This is a genomic window from Streptomyces sp. 2-1 (assembly GCF_048564895.1).
Taxonomy (GTDB): domain Bacteria; phylum Actinomycetota; class Actinomycetes; order Streptomycetales; family Streptomycetaceae; genus Streptomyces; species Streptomyces phaeochromogenes.
This window is the reverse complement of record NZ_CP183383.1, coordinates 7,368,446-7,384,677: the sequence shown is the minus strand read 5'-3', so window position 1 is coordinate 7,384,677 and position 16,232 is coordinate 7,368,446. Positions and strand designations below refer to the sequence as shown.

Below are 16,232 nucleotides of genomic sequence, written 5' to 3'. Positions count from 1 at the left end.
CCGAACGCGACCGATCTTGCACCCAGTGTCACCCGCGGATCCGGGCCGCCACGCCGAGACTCGCATGATGCCTGCCCATCTCCCGGGCGAACTCCCCTCCTGCAAAGGTCAGTTCATCGGATTCAAGCAGGATGGACAAGGCCTCGCTGACCCTCCCGCGATACGACTCGAACTGCTCCGCGGCCCGCTGCCGCCACTCTCTGGGGGTGGAAGGCCCATTCCATGCCCGCCACCAGAGGTCGGTGAGAGCCAGATGCGCGTACGCCCCCTGAAGAACCCCCGGGATGGGGCGCGGATCCGGCCGCCATCCCACGCGGTGCAGGGTGCCCCCGTCCGGACGGAACAGGGGTATGAGTTCATGGAGGGAAGACAGCTTGTTGTGATGGGCCTCGTGCACCAGGACCTCCGTCAACTGCGGTGCGTCGGCAGGCAATTGAGCGAGTACAGCACCGGGAGCGGCCCGGAGTGTGGCGCTCATCGCGGCACCGCCAGCGCTTTCCGACAGTGCCAGAGGCACCACGGTGCGCAGCACCGCCATGGTCTCGGCAGCACGCCCGGAGTGGGTCGCGGAGAGCAGCTCATGAGCCTCGCGCCAGCGCTGCGCCCAGAGCCTGTAGGCGGAGAGCGGCCGCTCGGCCGCGGGTAACGCCGCAGGGCCGATCCCGGGCGACAACACCCGGTAGGGGTCCAAGTCGTCCAGTACGACCGCGCTGCCGGGCAGTACGCGCAACGCGGACCAGCCCGGCCCGTCACCGAGCGGGCGCGGTGTACCCAGCCGGTGCCGGGCTGCAGGGCTCGGCAGTTCTACTCCATCGCCCGCGCCGTCCGTGATCCGCATCAGCCCGGCGTGGCTGCTCAGGCGGGCGCTGCCCGACAGACAGCGGAGCATACCGAGGCCAGGCAGTGTCAAGGTGCCTGTCGGCAGGGTCAGCGTGCCGCTGACCTGGCAACCTGCACGGACGGCGGCGGCGACAGCGACGCCGCCCAGGTGGGCCAGATGCCTTTCGAAGGCAGGGCCATCGGACGCGGCGAGCGCCGCGGAAAGCCATGCCCCGATCATCGGGTAGTCGACGACGTCACGGACCGCTGCGGCGTCGGTTCGCTCCGCACGTTCGAGCAGCGCCCAGTCGCTCTTGAAGCGTTGGCGCACAGCAGGGGACAGCAGGGTGCTTCGCCGTTCGACCAGGACGAGTAGCGACTTGAGAAGCAGCAGTCGACGCGCGTGGAGTCCGGCACGCAGTGCCGCCGTGCCGGCCGGCGAAGGTTGGGTCCTCGCCAACTCTGCAAAGACCTCAGAGGTAACGGACGACGGAGTCATCCCAGCCTTGCCCCACCCCGTGCGGACTCCACGCATCCGACCGAAAACGAACGCACAGCAAGCTCTCGTCGCACGTGAGCCGGATCACTGGTGGTGTGCCAGACCTCGCCGAACTCACGGGAGCTGCCCAGCACCTGATCAACAGCCGCGATGAGCCCCGGATCATCCATGGCACGCAATGTCCGCAGGTCGACGTCGGTGAGGTCGGGCAGGGCCACCGTCCGTCCGGTGTCCCGGCCAGGGTCGGCCGCCCGATTCCTCTGCTCCCCCACCCTCGGCTCCTCCCTGCCGACGCCCGCCCCGCACGGCCGCAACGGCTGCCCAGTTCTTCCCGACGCGTGGGAATCAGAAACCCTTACCGATCAACTCCGGTCATGCGCCGCACGGTTGAGCCGCTCCTCGGACCAGGGGTACCAGGGCGGCGAGGCGCGGCTCCACTCGTCGTCCGGCAACGGTCGCCGCCCGCTCGGCGGAGCCGTTCTCGCGGCGAGTTCCTCCGCCGCTCCGCGGGTCGACTCGACGTCGTCCCAGTCGACTTCGGTGAGTACTCCGACGAGCCGCTGCCACTGGTCGCGGGCCGCCCGGTAGGCCTCGCCGGCCGCGGCGGGCCGCCCCATGAGGGCGAGGACGGCGGCGCGGCCGTGCAGCGCACGGGCGGCCGTCACCGAGCCGGGGTCGTCGCCGTGCGCCCGCCGGGCCTCGCGCTCCGCGGCCTCGTACGCCTGGAGCGCGTCGGCCAGGACGGGCGCCCCGGCGCGGTGCCACAGTTCCAGGCGCACCCGCCCCAACTGGAGCCAGGACTCGGCCTGTACGCCGTCGGAGACGGCGGCCCGCACCGCCTGCCCCAGCAGATGCCGGCTCTCGTACAGGTCCGGCAGGAAGCCCAGGTGCCGGAACCGTTGTGCCAGCGCGCTCCCGATGAGCCCCTGGAGTCTGCCGCGCTGGTCGGACCGGGCGGGCAGGGCCTTGAGGGCCTCGCGCAGGACGTTCTCGGCGCGGTCGACGATGCCGGCGCCGTCCGGCCGGGAGGCGCGCCGGAGGAGTGACTCGCCCCAGACGGTGAGGAGTTCGCAGCGCCGGACGCTGTCCGGCGGGGCGAGCATAGCTGCCGTCTCGTATGCCTCGTCGGCCGCCGGGTGGTCGCCCGCGGCGTCGTGGAAGGCGGCCCGGGCGGCCAGGCAGGACAGACGGAGGGCCGGGTCGTCGGCCGCGGCGCGTTCGGCACGTACGAGGGCGTCGTGGGCCTCGGATCCGTCGGCCCCGGAGGCGTGCAGGGCGCGGGCGAGATCCAGCAGGGCCGGGCCGCGTACGGCGTCGGGGGCGCCCTCGCTGTCCAACAGGGCGCATCCTTCGCGGAGTTCGGGGACCGCCTCGCCGGGCCGGTCCAGGTCGAGCAGCAGTCGTCCGCGGCGCAGCAGCCGCGCCCTGCGCAGGGGTTCGGGCCAGGGGCCGTCCGGGTCCGACGGCTCGCCGAGGACGTCGAGTGCGGCGGTGAGGTGTGCGGTGTCCGCGCTGAGGCGCCACAACTCGTGCCGGGACGCGGCGAGTTCCAGTGCGGCCTCGCTGCGGTGGGGGCTGCCGGCCGGTGCCGTGCGGTGGGCGCGGGCGAACTCGGCGACGGCGGCGGTCAGGAGTTCCGCGCGGCGGTCGCCGGTGCGCGCGGCTGCGGTGCCGGCCTCCGCCCGCAGGACACGGCCGAGGAGCACATGGGCGCGTACGGCGTCGGGGAGGGCGGCGCCGCCCTGGCGTACGGCTGCTTCGGCCTGTTCCTTCGCGCGGCGCAGGACGGTCGGGTCGGCCATGGCCTGCCACTGGCCGAGGAGCCGCTCGGCCTCGGCGAGGGGGACGGGCGTCTCCAGGTCGGGGAGGTAGAAGCGCAGGACGCGGGCGGGGATGCGGGCGAACAGTTCGGCCTCGACATCGCCGCGGTCGTCCGGCCGGCCCTCGCCGTCGCTGACGCCGGTCGCGGTGACGGTCGTGTCGTGGTCGGCGAGGCGGGCGGCGGCGAACGCGGCGAAGTTGCGGGTGCCCTTGCCGAAGTGGCGTTCCACGTAGGCGGAGCAGTGTTTGAGGACCAGTCCGGCGGTGTCCTGGTCGAGCGAGCCGAGCAGCAGGTCCTGGACGCGGCCGGGGTAGACGAAGCAGGGCTGCCGTTCGGTGCCGGGCAGTTGCCTGAGCAGGCCGCCCAGGAGGACTTCGGCCAGTTCCATGGGTCCGGTGTCGGGGAGCATGGCCCGCTGGACGAGTTGCATGACGGGCAGGGTGAGCGGGGCCGCGGCGAGGTACACGGCCAGGCGGACCGCGCCGGGCGAGGCGCCGGCCCGGAAGGCGCGCAGGAGTTCCTCGTCGCCGCGTGGGGCGGGGGGCCCTGCGGGCACGTTCTCCGCCTGGGCGGGGGCGGGGGTGGTCCAGGCGGCCCAGGCCCGTTCGCTGGTGGGGCCGGTGCCGGACAGGAGGCGGGAGAAGGCCTCGAAGGCCTCGGGGGTCGGCTGGAGCACCGGCACGGGGCGGGCTCCGGCGGCCGGTTCGTCCCAGGGTTCCTCGTCGGGCAGGAAGGTGGTGCGTCCGCCGGTCTCCGCCTGCCTGATCAGGAGCCCCGGTTCGGCGGGCAGTGCGGTGCGGCCCCAGAGCCGGGGCGGCAGCGGCTGGACGACGGCGAGCGGCGAGGTGCGGGGCCAGCCGTGGAGGAGCCGCTGTGCGCTGCCGTTCTGCCACAGGGGTCCCACGCAGTCGCTGATGACGAGGGTGAGCCAGCGGCCCGTGGGGTCGTGGAACTCGTCGGCCGAGCGCAGCCGGGTGTGGTGGCGGGGTCCTGCGGTGGTGCCGATGAGCGGGACGCCGCCGTCGCCCGCGTACAGATGGTGGACCCGGACGCTGCCGAAGGCGCCGGACTGCTGGCAGGCCTGGCGCAGTTCCTCGACCAGTTGCCCCCAGACGGCCATCGCGGGGCCGGTGTCCATCAGGAGCTGGATGTCGCAGCGCCGGCGGCGGCCCGGGCGGCGGACGGGTACCAGGACTCCGCTGGCGGCGGCGTGGTCGGCGGTCGCGTCCTCGTCGATCGCTCCGTCCCGGGGCGGGGCGGCGGGTCCGCGGTAGCGGCCCAGGGCGCGCAGCGCCTGTTCGAGGCCCAGCAGGCCCGGCAGCGCGGTGGCCGCCGGGGCGCGCACCGGGAAGACCTGCCGGACGCCGTCGGTCCCTGGACCGGCACCGCCGCCCGCCGTGTGCAGGGGGACGGCGCCGAGCGAGGTGTCCGTGCCGGGTTCCTGGCCGGTCCCGGGGGTGTGGTCCCCCGGTGGGCGGATCGTCGGCCCCGTCCCGTTCTCTGGCGGGGCCGACGGGTCGGCCGGCCTGCGTTCCTGCCCGGCGCGGGGCGGCGCCGGGTCGAGCCACCGGGACAGCCAGACGGCGTCGGCCACCTCTTCGGCGGTCGGGTCGAGACCGCCCCGGCGCAGCCGGCCGATCAGGTCCTCCAGATGCATCCCGTGCATCCGGCTCACCGCGAGCGGTCGAGTGGGTGCATGAGCAGGTCCGCGATCCGCTCGCGGGTGAGGCGCTCCGCGTGGGGGGTGTGCTGGGTGAGGAAGAGGGCGTTGAGCAGTTGGTCGGCGGCGACGACCTCGCCGGGCTCCCGGTCGAGGAACCGGTCGATGAGGTCGCGGCCCTGCTCGACGCTCTCGCCGCCGAGGTGTGCCTCGACCATGGCGGTGAGCTGCTCCTCGCCGGGCGGTTCGAGCTCCAGCTGGATGCAGCGCCGTAGAAGGGGAGCGGGGAAGTCCCGTTCCCCGTTGGACGTCAGGATGATCAGCGGGAAGGCGGTGCAGGCGACACGTCCGCCGTGCACGGGCACGCGGCGGCCGTCGTGGGTGAGGACCTCGACGACGGGTTCGCGGTCGGCCACGCGCTCCAGCTCGGGGATGGCGAACTCGCCCTCCTCCAGCGTGTTCAGCAGGTCGTTGGGCAGGTCGAGGTCGCTCTTGTCGAGTTCGTCGATCAGCAGGACACGGGGTACTTCGGCGGGCAGCAGCGCGGTGCCGAGGGGGCCGAGTCGTACGTACGATCCGATGCCGGACGGGGCTGCCGCGGGCGCCGCGGTGGCGCCCTGGGCGCGCTCCAGCTGGACGTCCTGGAGGCGGCCGATGGCGTCGTAGCGGTACAGGCCGTCCTGGAGTGTGGTGCGGCTGACAACGGGCCAGCGCAGTACGCGGCCGAGGCCCAGTTCGTGTGCCACGGCGTAGGCGAGGGTGGACTTGCCGGTGCCCGGGTTGCCTGTGACGAGGAGGGGGCGGCGCAGATAGAGGGCCGCGTTGACGGCGTCGACCTCGGCGGGCCGGGGCGCGTAGTTCTCCACGAGGCGCCGCCGTACGCCGAGCCGGCGGGCACTGCTGGGGTCGTCCGGTCCGGACTCGGGTCGGTCGGGTGCCGCCGCGAAGTCCCGCCAAGGGGGCGGCGGGGGTAACTGCCGCACACCGTCGTGCGGCTGACCCACCCCGCGGTAGATCCGCCAGTCGTTCACCATGGGCTCCTCCCGGCTCTGGTGATCATGCAGCGGGTCCCGGCTGTTCGATGTACGACGTTACCGCCGGTGTGCCGGGCCTGCCGAGCTTCCTGTTCGTCCGATGTCGAATCCGGTCAGCGAACATCCGTGCGAGGCAAGGGAGTTGGGAGTCGATTCACGTGTCGGGGGCTGCCATGAGGGGCGGTTGCATGGGTTCCGTTCCGTGTGGCGGACGATCCGGCGGATCGAACAGTACAGCGATGTCGCCCACGAGACCCTCCGCCGTGTCGGGATCCGACACCCGGATCCTGAGCTCGCGCACCTGCCGGTGCAGCCCCTCGGCCCCGCCCGCCAGGCCCAGCAACTGCCCGGCCTGCACGTGGAACTCGCGGCACTCGTCGTGGTCGTGGCCGTCCCTGCGCCACAGCACCAGGGGGTGCCCGGCGGCGAGCGCGGCGGCCATGGCGTCGAGGCCGGGTCCGCTGCCGACCGGACCGCAGTGGACGGGAACGCACGCGTCGTGCATGCCCGAGAGCCGGCCGTACGCAGCCATCCTGCCCTCCGGGCGTCCCGCCTCCGGGTGCCCCTGTGCCGTCGCCTCGCCCCTCAGCGCCCCGGCGGACAGCGGCCGGTTCGCCACGCCCGCCCATCTGCGACGCCATTCGGGGCTGGCCGGCCGGGCGTTGCGCCGACGGTCGCGGATGACGACGACCCTGCGCAGTCCGAGCGGCATGGACTGTTCGTCGAAGAGGTCGGCGTCGTCCCAGTCGTCATCGGGGCCGATCCGCCAGTCGTCGAGCGGTACGTCGAACAGCCGGCGCGGCAGGAAGGCCTCGACCGAGGCCAGGTGTTCGCCGCGGTCACCCAGGCGCAGGGCCTCCGCCAGCGGTTCCCTCAGGTACTGGTGCAGTTCGTCGCGGCGCACCCCCTGGTCGTTGCTGTAGAGCGGGGTGACGTCCTGGCCGTCGTAGAGGAGTTTGACGCTCAGGGGATACCGCTCCCCGTAGACGGGCTCCCCGACGTCGACGAGGACGTCGGCCCGGGCCCGGGCAGGTGCTCCGGCCGACGCCCTCGTCGACGTCGGCCCGGCCACCATGGCGACGGCCGTCGGTGTCCGGAGGCCCTCCTCGGACAGGCGGCCCAGGAGGGCGTCGATGTCCTCGCGGATGGCTTGGCGTGCGTAGAGGGTCGCCTGCTCGGTGATCCAGGCGGTGAAGTCGCGCAGCCGGTCGCGGTCCACGTCGGCGGGGTGGTCGAGGGCGGCCTGCCCGGCCACCTTGGCCGCGTACAACAGGACGGCGTCAAGGGCGAGTTCGGGTCTGCCGCCGTGGCCACCCGGGTTCCGCAGGCCGTGCAGGAGTCCGGCGCCCTCGCGCCAGGTGCGCGGGTCGTGCTCGATGGGCGAGCGGTAGTCCTCCTGCACCACACGGGACTTGACCTCGTGGACGAGGTGCATGACCTCGCCCGGGCCGCCGGGCGGCGGGAGATGGGCGAAGTGGCCGTAGAGACGGACGCGCAGTCCGGGGTCGAAATCATGGGCACCGGGAGCGCGCAGCCGGGTCTGGGTCCTGGTCCAGTCCGCGCCCGCCGCCGGGTCGTTGAAGCGGCCGAGGTGGTGGAGGTCGTGCTCCCCCATGACGGTGTGCAGGATCTCGCCGCCGCGCACGTCGTACAGCTCGCGCAGCGCGGTGATGGGGACGGCGGCTCCCTCGTGCCGGCCGCGCCCCTTGTTCATGCCGATGACGGCGCCGTGCCGCAGGTCGACCACGGGCCCGCCCGAGACCCCCTCGACCAGTTCCTGGCCGGTGAGGAGCAGCGCCTTGCCGTCCAGGGCCGATGCCTCTCCGACGCCGTGCCGCATACCGATGTCCCCGGTCTGCCGTGACCAGCCGTGCAGGCTGACCTGGGCGGGGATGGTCGGCGCCCGGTCGCTCAGCCAGACGCACGGCGCGTCTTCCGCGCCCCGCACCCTGACGAGCGCGATGTCAGGGAACCGCCAGCTGCCACGCGCCCCGTCGGGCTCCTCGGGCCGCGGTTTGGCGAGCACCACCTCGCCGGTGGTCTTGCCGCCCTGCCAGGTCACGCCGACGGCGTTGCCACTTCGCCACACGGCCGCTCCCCCCTTTCCCACGACATGGGCGCAGGTCAGCAGCCAGCCGGGTGCTATGAAGAAACCGCTGCCCCAGTACTCCTCACGGTCCGGTGCATACCCGTCGCCCGGGGCCACGATGCGCGCGAGCGAGGGGCGCACCATCTCCTCAAGGGCGCTCATCCGGTGCCGGAGGCCGAGGATCCGGACTGCCCGTCGCCGCCGTCTCCCTGCCCCGCACCCGGCGCGCCCGTCTGCCCCGCGGGCTCGGTCCAGGTCAGGGACACGGAAAGGGAAGCCTGGCCACCGCCTCCCGCGATGGCTCCTACGATCCTGCCTGCCTGCGCCGACAGTTCGATGCCGAAGCTCACGGCCACCTCGACCGGTGCCGGGGTGTCGAGACCGGCGCGCAGGGAGCGCACGACGCCACCGACCGCGTCCGCCAGTCCGCCCGCCATGTCGACGATCCGGTCCCCGACCCCGGTGTCCTGATATCCGTGCCCGTCCAGCGCGGCCTCGTCCGCCGCACTGACCCTCGCCCAGACGACGGTCCCGTCGTCGAGCCGTATCCGTTCGATCCCTCCACCCACGGCGCCCCCGTCCGTTCGCTGCCGGTTTCCCTTTGCCAACTGTGAAGCTCCCCTACCGCAGGGAAGGAGAAGGCTAACTCCCGACCTGGGAAATGTGCGAGGGGCACCTATGCGAGAGGCACCTGCCGGCGACGGCTCCCGGCGACCGGATCCGGCGGCCAGTACATAGGCTGGGCCCGGAAGCGAAACACGGACGCACGCAGGAGAACGCCCCATGTACTTCACCGACCGCGGCATCGAGGAACTGGAGAAGCGGCGCGGCCAGGAAGAGGTCACCTTCGAGTGGCTCGCCGAACAGCTGCGCACGTTCGTCGACCTCAACCCGGACTTCGAGGTCCCGGTGGAACGACTGGCCACCTGGCTGGCCCGCTTGGACGACGAGGAGGACGAGGAGTAGGGCCTGGTCGGGGTTGGTGTAAAGCCCGGTCAGGGTTCGAGCGAGGCCCTGTTCGTGGTTGGAGCCGGGTCCTTTCGGCGCCCGCCGCGGGTCAGTCGCGCGGGCGCATGAGGTCGTACGCCAGTCCGAGCGCCCCGTGCGCCACCAGGAGCGCCCCCGCCGCGATCCAGCCGCCGCTGCGTCGGCGCACGCCCCAGGAGGTGAGCGGCAGGCCGGCCGTCACCTGGGCGAGCGCCAGGGCGCGGGCTCTCGGGGTGCCGGCCCAGGGCAGCCAGGGACCGAGTGATCCCCGCTCGACGACATCGAGTTCCGCGCGGACGGCGTGGCGCCAACCGGACCATTCGAGAGGCTGCGCGTCGGGCTGGGCACGGGCCGCCTCACGGAGGCGGCCGGCGGGTTCGCCCGGGGTGAGCCCGGCGGGGAGGGCGACACCCGCGCGCGTGAGAACGGCGAGCAGGCCGAGCAGGCGGGCCCGGCCGTCGGCATCGAGGTCGGGTTCCGTGAGGCCGTCGAGGGACTGCAGGTCCAGGACAGGGTCGAGGCCGAGACGCGCGGCGAGGGCGCGCATGGCCTCGCCCTCGCCCACGGGTGTGCCGTTGGCGAGCCACTCGTAGCCGACCGGGCGGCGGAAGCCCGAGGCGAGGATGCAGCCGCTGTGGTCGGCGTTCCACCACAGGGCGAGTACGGGCCAGGGGGCACCGACGGCCAGAGCGGTGGCCCAGCCGGTGAGGACGCGGCCGACCGGCTCGCCGCCGTGCAGCCAGGGCTTCCCCTCGGGAACCAGCACGCTCCACCGCGGGCCGGCCCGGGCGAGCAGCATGCGCTCGCGCAGCAGTCGGGCGACGGGGCCGACGGCCTCGGGTTCCGCGCGGCAGAGCAACAGGGCCCCGGCCGCCCGGTCGGGAGGCGCGGGCGCTTGGGGAGGCTGCGGAGGCTGCGACTCATGGGGTGGCATGCGCCCAGATTATTGGGTTTTGTACCGGCCGATATCCCTCAGATCACCAGAACGAGTGCCTTGACTTCGCGGATCCGCGATATATCGTGTCAATTGGAAGACGCGATATGGCGTGTCGTGTCCCGCCCCGGCCGAGGAGGTCAGCACCATGTCCGAGTGGTCCGTCACAGAGCCCGGCAAGCTCACGTTCGACGAACCGGTGTCGGCCCTCCATGTGCGCATCGCCAATGGAACGGTGAACGTCGTGGGGGTCGACGAGGGTTCCACCAGGCTCGAAGTGTCCTCGATAGAGGGACCACCTCTGGTGGTGACCCACGAGGACGGCACGCTCACGGTCGCCTATGAGGACCTGCCCTGGAAGGGCTTCCTCAAATGGCTCGACCGCAAGGGCTGGCGCCGCAGTGCGGTGGTCTCCCTGGCCGTTCCGGCACGTACGCGCGTCGAGGTCGGCGTCGTCAGCGCCACCGCCGTGATCTCCGGGGTCGACGGGCGCGCGGTCGTGAAGGGCATCTCCGGCGACACGACACTCGTGGGGCTCTCCGGCCCGGTGCGCGCGGACACGGTGTCGGGGAACGTGGAGGCGCAGGCCCTCACCGGCGACCTCCGGCTCAACTCCGTCTCGGGCGACCTGACCGTCATCGAGGGCTCCAGCCCCTCCGTGCGGGTCGAGTCGGTCAGCGGTTCCGTGATCGTCGACCTCGACCCGGCGGGGCGGCCCAGCGACATCAGCCTGACCAGCATCTCCGGCGAGATCGCGATCCGCCTGCCTCATCCGGCCGACGCGGAGGTCCAGGTGGACTCGGCGAGCGGCACGGTCTCCAGCGCCTTCGAGGACCTCAGGGTCGGCGGCCAGTGGGGCGCCAAGAAGATCACGGGAAGGCTGGGCGCGGGGAACGGCAAGTTGAAGGCGACGACCGTCTCGGGCTCCATCGCCCTGCTGCGACGGCCCCCTTCGGAGGACGAACCATGGGACGAGGGAGTGGATTTCAAGAAGGGGACGGACTTCGGAGAGGATGAGCCGGAGGACGCGGTTCCTGTTGGAGCCGGGTCCGAGCACGGCAAGGGGCACAGCGCGGTGCCCGAGGACACGGTGCCCGGCCCTCGCGTCGGTGCCGGACCGGCCGCCCCACCGGCGGACGGTCCCGCCGAGTCCCTCACTTCGGGCGCGACCCCCGCCGCGGCCCCCGACTCCGGCCCCACTCCTGCCGAGCATTCCGACACCGGCGTCACCGACGACCCGACCCACGAGAAGGGGCTCTGACATGGCTCCCGTCTTTGCCCATGGCCGCCTGCGGCTCTACCTGCTGAAGCTCCTGGACGAGGCACCGCGCCACGGTTACGAGGTGATCCGCCTCCTGGAGGAGCGCTTCCAGGGGCTGTACGCGCCGTCGGCCGGCACCGTGTACCCCCGGCTGTCCAAGCTGGAGGCCGAGGGCCTGGTCACCCACACCACCGAGGGCGGCCGGAAGGTGTACGCGATCACGGACGCGGGCCGTGCCGAGCTGGCCGACCGCAGCGGTGAACTGGTCGATCTGGAGCTGGAGATCCGCGAGTCGGTGGCCGAGCTCGCAGCGGAGATCCGTGCCGATGTGCGCGGCGCGGCGGGTGATCTGCGCCGGGAGATGCGGGCGGCGGCGAGCGAGGCGCGGCGGAGTTCCACGGGAGCGGGCGCCAAGGGCGAGCGCACGGAACACGAGGGCGCCCACGGGGACTTCACGGACTACGGCGACAAGGAGGCGTGGCGCATCGCGAAGGAGGAGATGCGCCGCGTCAAGCAGGAGTGGAAGGAGCAGGCCCGGCGCGCCAAGGACGAGAGCCGGCGGGCCCGCGAGGATGCCCAGCGGGCGCGCCACCAGGCCAAGGAGGCTCAGGAGCGGGCGCGGGCGCAGGCCCAGGAGGAGCTCCAGCGCATCGCCAAGCGCGTCCAGGACCAGGTGCAGGACCACTTCACCCGGGGCGACTGGCCCACGGGCGTGCGCGAGGGCATCACCGAACTGGCCAAGGAATTCGGCGAGTTCGGAAAGGACTTCGGCAAGGAGTTCGGTAAGGACTTCGGCTTCGGCCGACCGGGAACAGGAAAGGGGCAGGGGACGGGAGCAGCAGCCGGGGCAAGCACTGGGGCAGCCACCGGGGCTGGGTCAGGCTCTGCGACGAAGGAGCCCGACTACACGGTCACTCCTGAGGACTTCCCCGCCGAGTACGAACCCTCCTGGGCCCACGAGGACTCCACGGGCGACCCCGCCCGCGACCTCGACCGCCTCCTGGACCGCTTCCGCGACGACATCCGCGACGCGGCCCGCGACCACGGCGTGACGGAGGAGCAACTGCGCGACGCCCGACGCCACTTGTCGACGGCGGCGGCGCACATAGGGGCGGCGCTGCGGACACCCAAGGGCTGAGCGGAGGCCTGCCGGGGCGGGGGCGCGCATCAACTCCAGGGCGCCCTCCCCGGCAGGCTCCGGCGGTGGGCCCACCGGCACCGCCACCACCACCGGCTCCTACGACGGGCGGGGCCCAACGTGGTCGTCCTGCACCGGACCACCCGCCATGGCCAATTCGGCACCGGACGAACCCAGCATGGCCAGTTCGGCGGCCCCACCGCCGCGCCCATACGACGGGCCGGGCGAGCGGGGCCACCACGGGCCGGCCCCATCCGGTGGCGGCCCACCCAGCCGACAGCGAAGGTCAGCCCCCCTCAGCCCGCCTTCGCCTCTCCCCCGCCGTACAACACCCGCCGCAGCGACGCGTATGTCACCCCGTGGTCGGCCAGGACCTCCGCGGGGACGCCGGGGCGGGCGGTGAGGGCGAGGAGGAGGTGCTCGTCGCCGATGTACCGGTCCCGCTGGGCGAGAGCCATCCGCAGGGACTCCGTGAGAAGGTCCTTGGCCCCCTGAGCGAAAGGTCGATGCCCGCCGACGAGCCCGGACCACCAACCCCTCCCCCGCCCGGCGCCCGTCCTGCCGGACCGCAGCGCACCCTCACCATGGGCTTCTTCGACCCGGGAGACGATCTCCGAGACGTCGATGCCCAGCCCGGAGAGCGCGTCCGCGTCGGCGCGGGAGAGCCCGCCGCGACGCCGGGCCTCGGCCAGTGCCTGTTCGACGGACTCCTTGCGGTCCGCGAGGCCCAGCGACATGAGGGCGAACGACCCGCGGCTGGCCTCACGGTCGAGCAGGGCCAGCAGTACGTGCTGTTCCTCGACCGTCTCCGCGTGCAGCCGCTCGGCGTGGTCGACCGCGCCGAGCACCACCGCCCGGGCGTCTTTGGTGAACCGTTCGAACATCACTGCCTCCCGTACTTCTTGTGCACGGCCTGCCTGCTGACACCCAGTTCCGCGGCGATCTCCTGCCACGACCAACCCTGATTGCGCGCACTGCGCACCTGAACCGCTTCGAGCTGCTCCAGCAGCCGCCGCAACGCGGAGACGGCCCGCAGCCCGATCCGCGGATCGCGGTCGCCCGCGCGCTCGGCGAGATCCGTTGCTTCGGTCATGATGTCAACTTAGATTGACACACCCTCGAATGTCAACCGCAGTTGACACCCAAGGGCGTGCGAAGCCAAGGGCGCGCAAGACCCGCGCCCAGGCCCAGGAACGGCATCAGGGGGTGGTCAGAACGACCTTGCCGAAGAGCTCACCGGACTCCATCCGCTCGAAGCCCTCCCGGGCCCGGTCCAGCGGAAGGACCTCGTCGATGACGGGACGGACACCGGTGGCGGCACAGAAGGAGAGCAGGTCCTCCAGCTCGTCCTTCGTGCCCATCGTGGAGCCGACGACCTTGAGTTCGAGGAAGAAGATCCGGGTCAGTTCGGCGTGCGAGGGGCGGTCGCCGCTGGTGGCACCCGAGATGACCAGGGTGCCGCCGGGCTTGAGGGACTTGACGGAGTGGGACCAGGTGGCGGCGCCGACCGTCTCGATGACGGCGTCCACGCGCTGCGGCAGCCGCGCCCCGGACTCCACGGCCTCCACGGCGCCCAGCTCGAGGGCCCGCTTGCGCTTGGCCTCGTCGCGGCTGGTCGCGAAGACCCGCAGCCCCGCCGCCTTCCCGAGCGCGATCGCGGCGGTGGCGACACCGCCTCCGGCACCCTGCACGAGAACCGAGTCACCGGGGCGTACACCGGCGTTGGTGAAGAGCATGCGGTACGCCGTCAGCCACGCGGTGGGCAGGCAGGCCGCCTCTTCGAAGGAGAGCTCCTTGGGCTTGGGCAGGACGTTCCACGAAGGCACCGATACCTGCTCGGCGAAGGTCCCCTGGTACCGCTCGGTGAGGATGGAGCGCGGCTCCTTGGGGCCGACCCCGTGTCCCGTCTGCCCGATGACGGAGTGCAGTACGACCTCGTTGCCGTCCTCGTCGACGCCGGCGGCATCGCAGCCGAGGATCATCGGCAGCTTGTCCTCGGCGAGCCCCACGCCACGCAGCGACCAGAGGTCGTGGTGGTTCAGGGAGGCGGCCCTGACGTTCACGGTCGTCCAGCCGTCCCGTGCCGCGGGAGCGGGCCGCTCCCCCAACTCAAGGCCGTTCAACGGCTGGTCCCGGTCAATACGAGCAGCGTAGGCAGCGAACATGCCCCCGACCCTAGGCTCCACCGCCCTCCGGACGGAACCACGTCCCCGTGTGACGCGTGTCCCGCCGGGTGGGTGGGTTTCGACTGACTGTGCGTACGGGCCGGTGGGGGCAAAAGCAGGGGCGCAGCCCCGCTTTAAGGGGCGCGGGGAACTGCGCGCCCAGCCCCGACCAACCCGCACCCACTCATCCACCCCCACGTACTCACCCACCCGGCCGAACCCCGAAGTAAAAAATCTCCACGCACAAAAAATTCGGGCCCCGCCCACCAGGACGGGACCCGAACCTCAAGCACCAACCACAAACACCAACGACCTACCGGCGAGCCACACCCTCAGCCCGAGCCGCCGCAGCGACCGCCGCCGTGACGGCGGGAGCAACCCGCTCGTCGAACGGCGACGGAATCACGTAGTCCGCGGCAAGGTCGTCCCCGACGACCGAAGCCAACGCCTCAGCCGCAGCGATCTTCATCCCCTCGGTGATCCGAGAGGCCCGCACCTGAAGCGCCCCCGCGAAGATCCCGGGGAACGCCAGCACGTTGTTGATCTGGTTCGGGTAGTCCGACCGCCCGGTGGCGACGACCGCCGCGTACTTGTGGGCGACATCGGGGTGCACCTCGGGATTCGGGTTCGCCATGGCGAAAACGAACGCGCCCTCGGCCATGGACGCCACGGCCGGCTCCGGCACCGTACCGCCGGAGACGCCGATGAAGACGTCGGCCCCGGCGAGCGCGGACTCCAGCGAGCCGGACAGCCCCGCCTTGTTGGTCATGGCGGCCAGTTCCCGCTTGACCGGCGTCAGGTCGTCCCGGTCCGTCGACACGATGCCCTTGCGGTCGGCGACCGCGACATCCCCGAGCCCCGCCTCGAGCAGGAACTTGGCGATGGCGACCCCGGCCGCACCCGCGCCCGAGATGACGGCCCGCAGCTGCCCGAGGCTCCGCCCGGTCAGCCGCGCGGCGTTCCGCAGGGCCGCCAGCGTGACGACGGCCGTGCCGTGCTGGTCGTCGTGGAAGACGGGAATGTCGAGCCGCTCCTGAAGCTGCCGCTCGATCTCGAAGCACCGGGGCGCCGAGATGTCCTCCAGGTTCACGCCGCCGAAGGACGGCGCGAGCCGCACCACGGTCTCGACGATCTCGTCGACGCCGGTGCAGGCGAGCGCGATCGGCACGGCGTCGACCCCGCCGAACTGCTTGAACAGGATCGCCTTGCCCTCCATCACGGGGAGGGAGGCCTCGGGTCCGATGTCACCGAGCCCGAGCACGGCGGTGCCGTCGGTCACGACGGCGACCACGGACGACTTCCATGTGTAGTCGTGGACGAGTTCCGGCTTCTCCGCGATGGCCGTGCAGACCTTCGCGACGCCGGGCGTGTACGCCAGGGACAGGTCGTCCTTGTCACGGACGGGCACCGTGGCCTGCACGGCCATCTTGCCGCCGCGGTGCAGCGCGAATGCCGGGTCGAAGGAATCGAGGGGCTCCGCCCCGCCTTCCTGATCCGTACTGCTGTCGCTGCGAGGATTGACGATCTCCGCTGCCACTTTGTTTTACCCCTTAAGTCTTAATGGTTGAGGGTTCCGCTCCGGGTGAGGAGTGGGCGGGCACCGCATATGTCCCAGATGACGGTTACGTACGTATACGTACGGGTCATACGCGACGGGCGCGCCGCACACGCGCCCTGAGCCCCGGATGAGGGGTGTAAGGAACCTTCTTACCCGACGGACCGCATCACAGACGAGTCCATGGCGCGAAGGTCACACGTCGACGGCGGAAGGTCACATACCGGAGGACCGTGAGCCGGATACGGGCCGAACGCCGGACGGATACA

Annotated in this window: 13 protein-coding genes; 3 read left to right on the top strand and 10 right to left on the bottom strand. The window is 72.2% G+C overall.

All coding sequences use genetic code 11. From position 1 onward, the window contains the following. Positions 1 to 28: 28 nt before the first annotated feature. From ACN20J_RS32620 to ACN20J_RS32600, 5 genes are all read right to left on the bottom strand, one after another. On the bottom strand, positions 29 to 1,279 hold the full coding sequence (locus tag ACN20J_RS32620; RefSeq protein ID WP_246575652.1) for an aKG-HExxH-type peptide beta-hydroxylase: 1,251 nt from the start codon (positions 1,277 to 1,279) through the stop codon (positions 29 to 31). Positions 1,280 to 1,680: 401 nt separating this feature from the next. Continuing rightward, complete coding sequence (locus tag ACN20J_RS32615) at positions 1,681 to 4,806, bottom strand: SAV_2336 N-terminal domain-related protein (RefSeq protein ID WP_419667394.1); 3,126 nt, start codon at positions 4,804 to 4,806, stop codon at positions 1,681 to 1,683. A gap of 5 nt (positions 4,807 to 4,811) precedes the next feature. Next, positions 4,812 to 5,831 (bottom strand): AAA family ATPase, encoded by a 1,020-nt coding sequence (locus ACN20J_RS32610; RefSeq protein ID WP_055618113.1) that lies wholly within the window; start codon positions 5,829 to 5,831, stop codon positions 4,812 to 4,814. A gap of 157 nt (positions 5,832 to 5,988) precedes the next feature. Continuing rightward, positions 5,989 to 8,085, bottom strand: coding sequence for a serine protease (locus ACN20J_RS32605; RefSeq protein WP_259333337.1), 2,097 nt, complete (start codon positions 8,083 to 8,085; stop codon positions 5,989 to 5,991). Next, positions 8,082 to 8,492 (bottom strand): CU044_2847 family protein, encoded by a 411-nt coding sequence (locus tag ACN20J_RS32600; RefSeq protein WP_246575654.1) that lies wholly within the window; start codon positions 8,490 to 8,492, stop codon positions 8,082 to 8,084. The genes ACN20J_RS32605 and ACN20J_RS32600 overlap by 4 nt, the downstream gene beginning before the upstream one ends. Positions 8,493 to 8,706: 214 nt before the next feature. On the opposite strand from ACN20J_RS32600, the gene ACN20J_RS32595 reads away from it, so the two are divergent. After that, a complete protein-coding gene (locus tag ACN20J_RS32595; RefSeq protein ID WP_398888246.1) occupies positions 8,707 to 8,889 on the top strand; it encodes a DUF6104 family protein in 183 nt (60 codons plus the stop codon). A 91-nt stretch (positions 8,890 to 8,980) separates the two neighbouring features. Here the strand turns inward: ACN20J_RS32595 and ACN20J_RS32590 are convergent, their stop codons facing one another. Beyond that, entirely contained in the window at positions 8,981 to 9,844 is an 864-nt protein-coding gene (locus ACN20J_RS32590; RefSeq protein ID WP_419667393.1) for a hypothetical protein, read from the bottom strand. 148 nt (positions 9,845 to 9,992) lie between these two features. On the opposite strand from ACN20J_RS32590, the gene ACN20J_RS32585 reads away from it, so the two are divergent. Both ACN20J_RS32585 and ACN20J_RS32580 read left to right on the top strand, forming a co-directional pair. Further along, positions 9,993 to 11,105, top strand: a complete 1,113-nt coding sequence (locus tag ACN20J_RS32585) for a DUF4097 family beta strand repeat-containing protein (protein ID WP_419667392.1) — start codon at positions 9,993 to 9,995, stop codon at positions 11,103 to 11,105. A 1-nt stretch (position 11,106) separates the two neighbouring features. Beyond that, a complete protein-coding gene (locus ACN20J_RS32580; RefSeq protein WP_419667391.1) occupies positions 11,107 to 12,243 on the top strand; it encodes a helix-turn-helix transcriptional regulator in 1,137 nt (378 codons plus the stop codon). A gap of 296 nt (positions 12,244 to 12,539) precedes the next feature. On the opposite strand, the gene ACN20J_RS32575 is transcribed toward ACN20J_RS32580, so the two are convergent. From ACN20J_RS32575 to ACN20J_RS32560, 4 genes are all read right to left on the bottom strand, one after another. Then, the gene (locus ACN20J_RS32575; protein WP_361921098.1) at positions 12,540 to 13,127 is read right to left on the bottom strand and encodes a Clp protease N-terminal domain-containing protein; all 588 of its coding nucleotides are present in this window, start codon (positions 13,125 to 13,127) and stop codon (positions 12,540 to 12,542) included. Beyond that, positions 13,127 to 13,336 carry a helix-turn-helix domain-containing protein gene (locus tag ACN20J_RS32570; protein WP_010984411.1) on the bottom strand — a complete coding sequence of 70 codons (210 nt, stop codon included), beginning with the start codon at positions 13,334 to 13,336 and terminating at the stop codon, positions 13,127 to 13,129. Before ACN20J_RS32570 ends, ACN20J_RS32575 begins: the two co-directional genes overlap by 1 nt. A 106-nt stretch (positions 13,337 to 13,442) precedes the next feature. Beyond that, entirely contained in the window at positions 13,443 to 14,408 is a 966-nt protein-coding gene (locus ACN20J_RS32565; protein ID WP_189837575.1) for a zinc-binding dehydrogenase, read from the bottom strand. Positions 14,409 to 14,721: 313 nt separating this feature from the next. Beyond that, positions 14,722 to 15,945 carry an NAD(P)-dependent malic enzyme gene (locus ACN20J_RS32560; protein WP_189837574.1) on the bottom strand — a complete coding sequence of 408 codons (1,224 nt, stop codon included), beginning with the start codon at positions 15,943 to 15,945 and terminating at the stop codon, positions 14,722 to 14,724. Between the last annotated feature and the right edge of the window lie 287 nt (positions 15,946 to 16,232).

Bases quoted from the DNA above. Each gene is read 5' to 3' on its own strand.
- ACN20J_RS32585 (WP_419667392.1), top strand. From the start codon at position 9,993: ATGTCCGAGTGGTCCGTCACAGAGCCCGGCAAGCTCACGTTCGACGAA.
- ACN20J_RS32575 (WP_361921098.1), bottom strand. From the start codon at position 13,127: ATGTTCGAACGGTTCACCAAAGACGCCCGGGCGGTGGTGCTCGGCGCG.
- ACN20J_RS32580 (WP_419667391.1), top strand. From the start codon at position 11,107: ATGGCTCCCGTCTTTGCCCATGGCCGCCTGCGGCTCTACCTGCTGAAG.
- ACN20J_RS32590 (WP_419667393.1), bottom strand. From the start codon at position 9,844: ATGCCACCCCATGAGTCGCAGCCTCCGCAGCCTCCCCAAGCGCCCGCG.
- ACN20J_RS32605 (WP_259333337.1), bottom strand. From the start codon at position 8,085: ATGAGCGCCCTTGAGGAGATGGTGCGCCCCTCGCTCGCGCGCATCGTG.
- ACN20J_RS32595 (WP_398888246.1), top strand. From the start codon at position 8,707: ATGTACTTCACCGACCGCGGCATCGAGGAACTGGAGAAGCGGCGCGGC.
- ACN20J_RS32565 (WP_189837575.1), bottom strand. From the start codon at position 14,408: ATGTTCGCTGCCTACGCTGCTCGTATTGACCGGGACCAGCCGTTGAAC.
- ACN20J_RS32570 (WP_010984411.1), bottom strand. From the start codon at position 13,336: ATGACCGAAGCAACGGATCTCGCCGAGCGCGCGGGCGACCGCGATCCG.
- ACN20J_RS32615 (WP_419667394.1), bottom strand. From the start codon at position 4,806: ATGCACGGGATGCATCTGGAGGACCTGATCGGCCGGCTGCGCCGGGGC.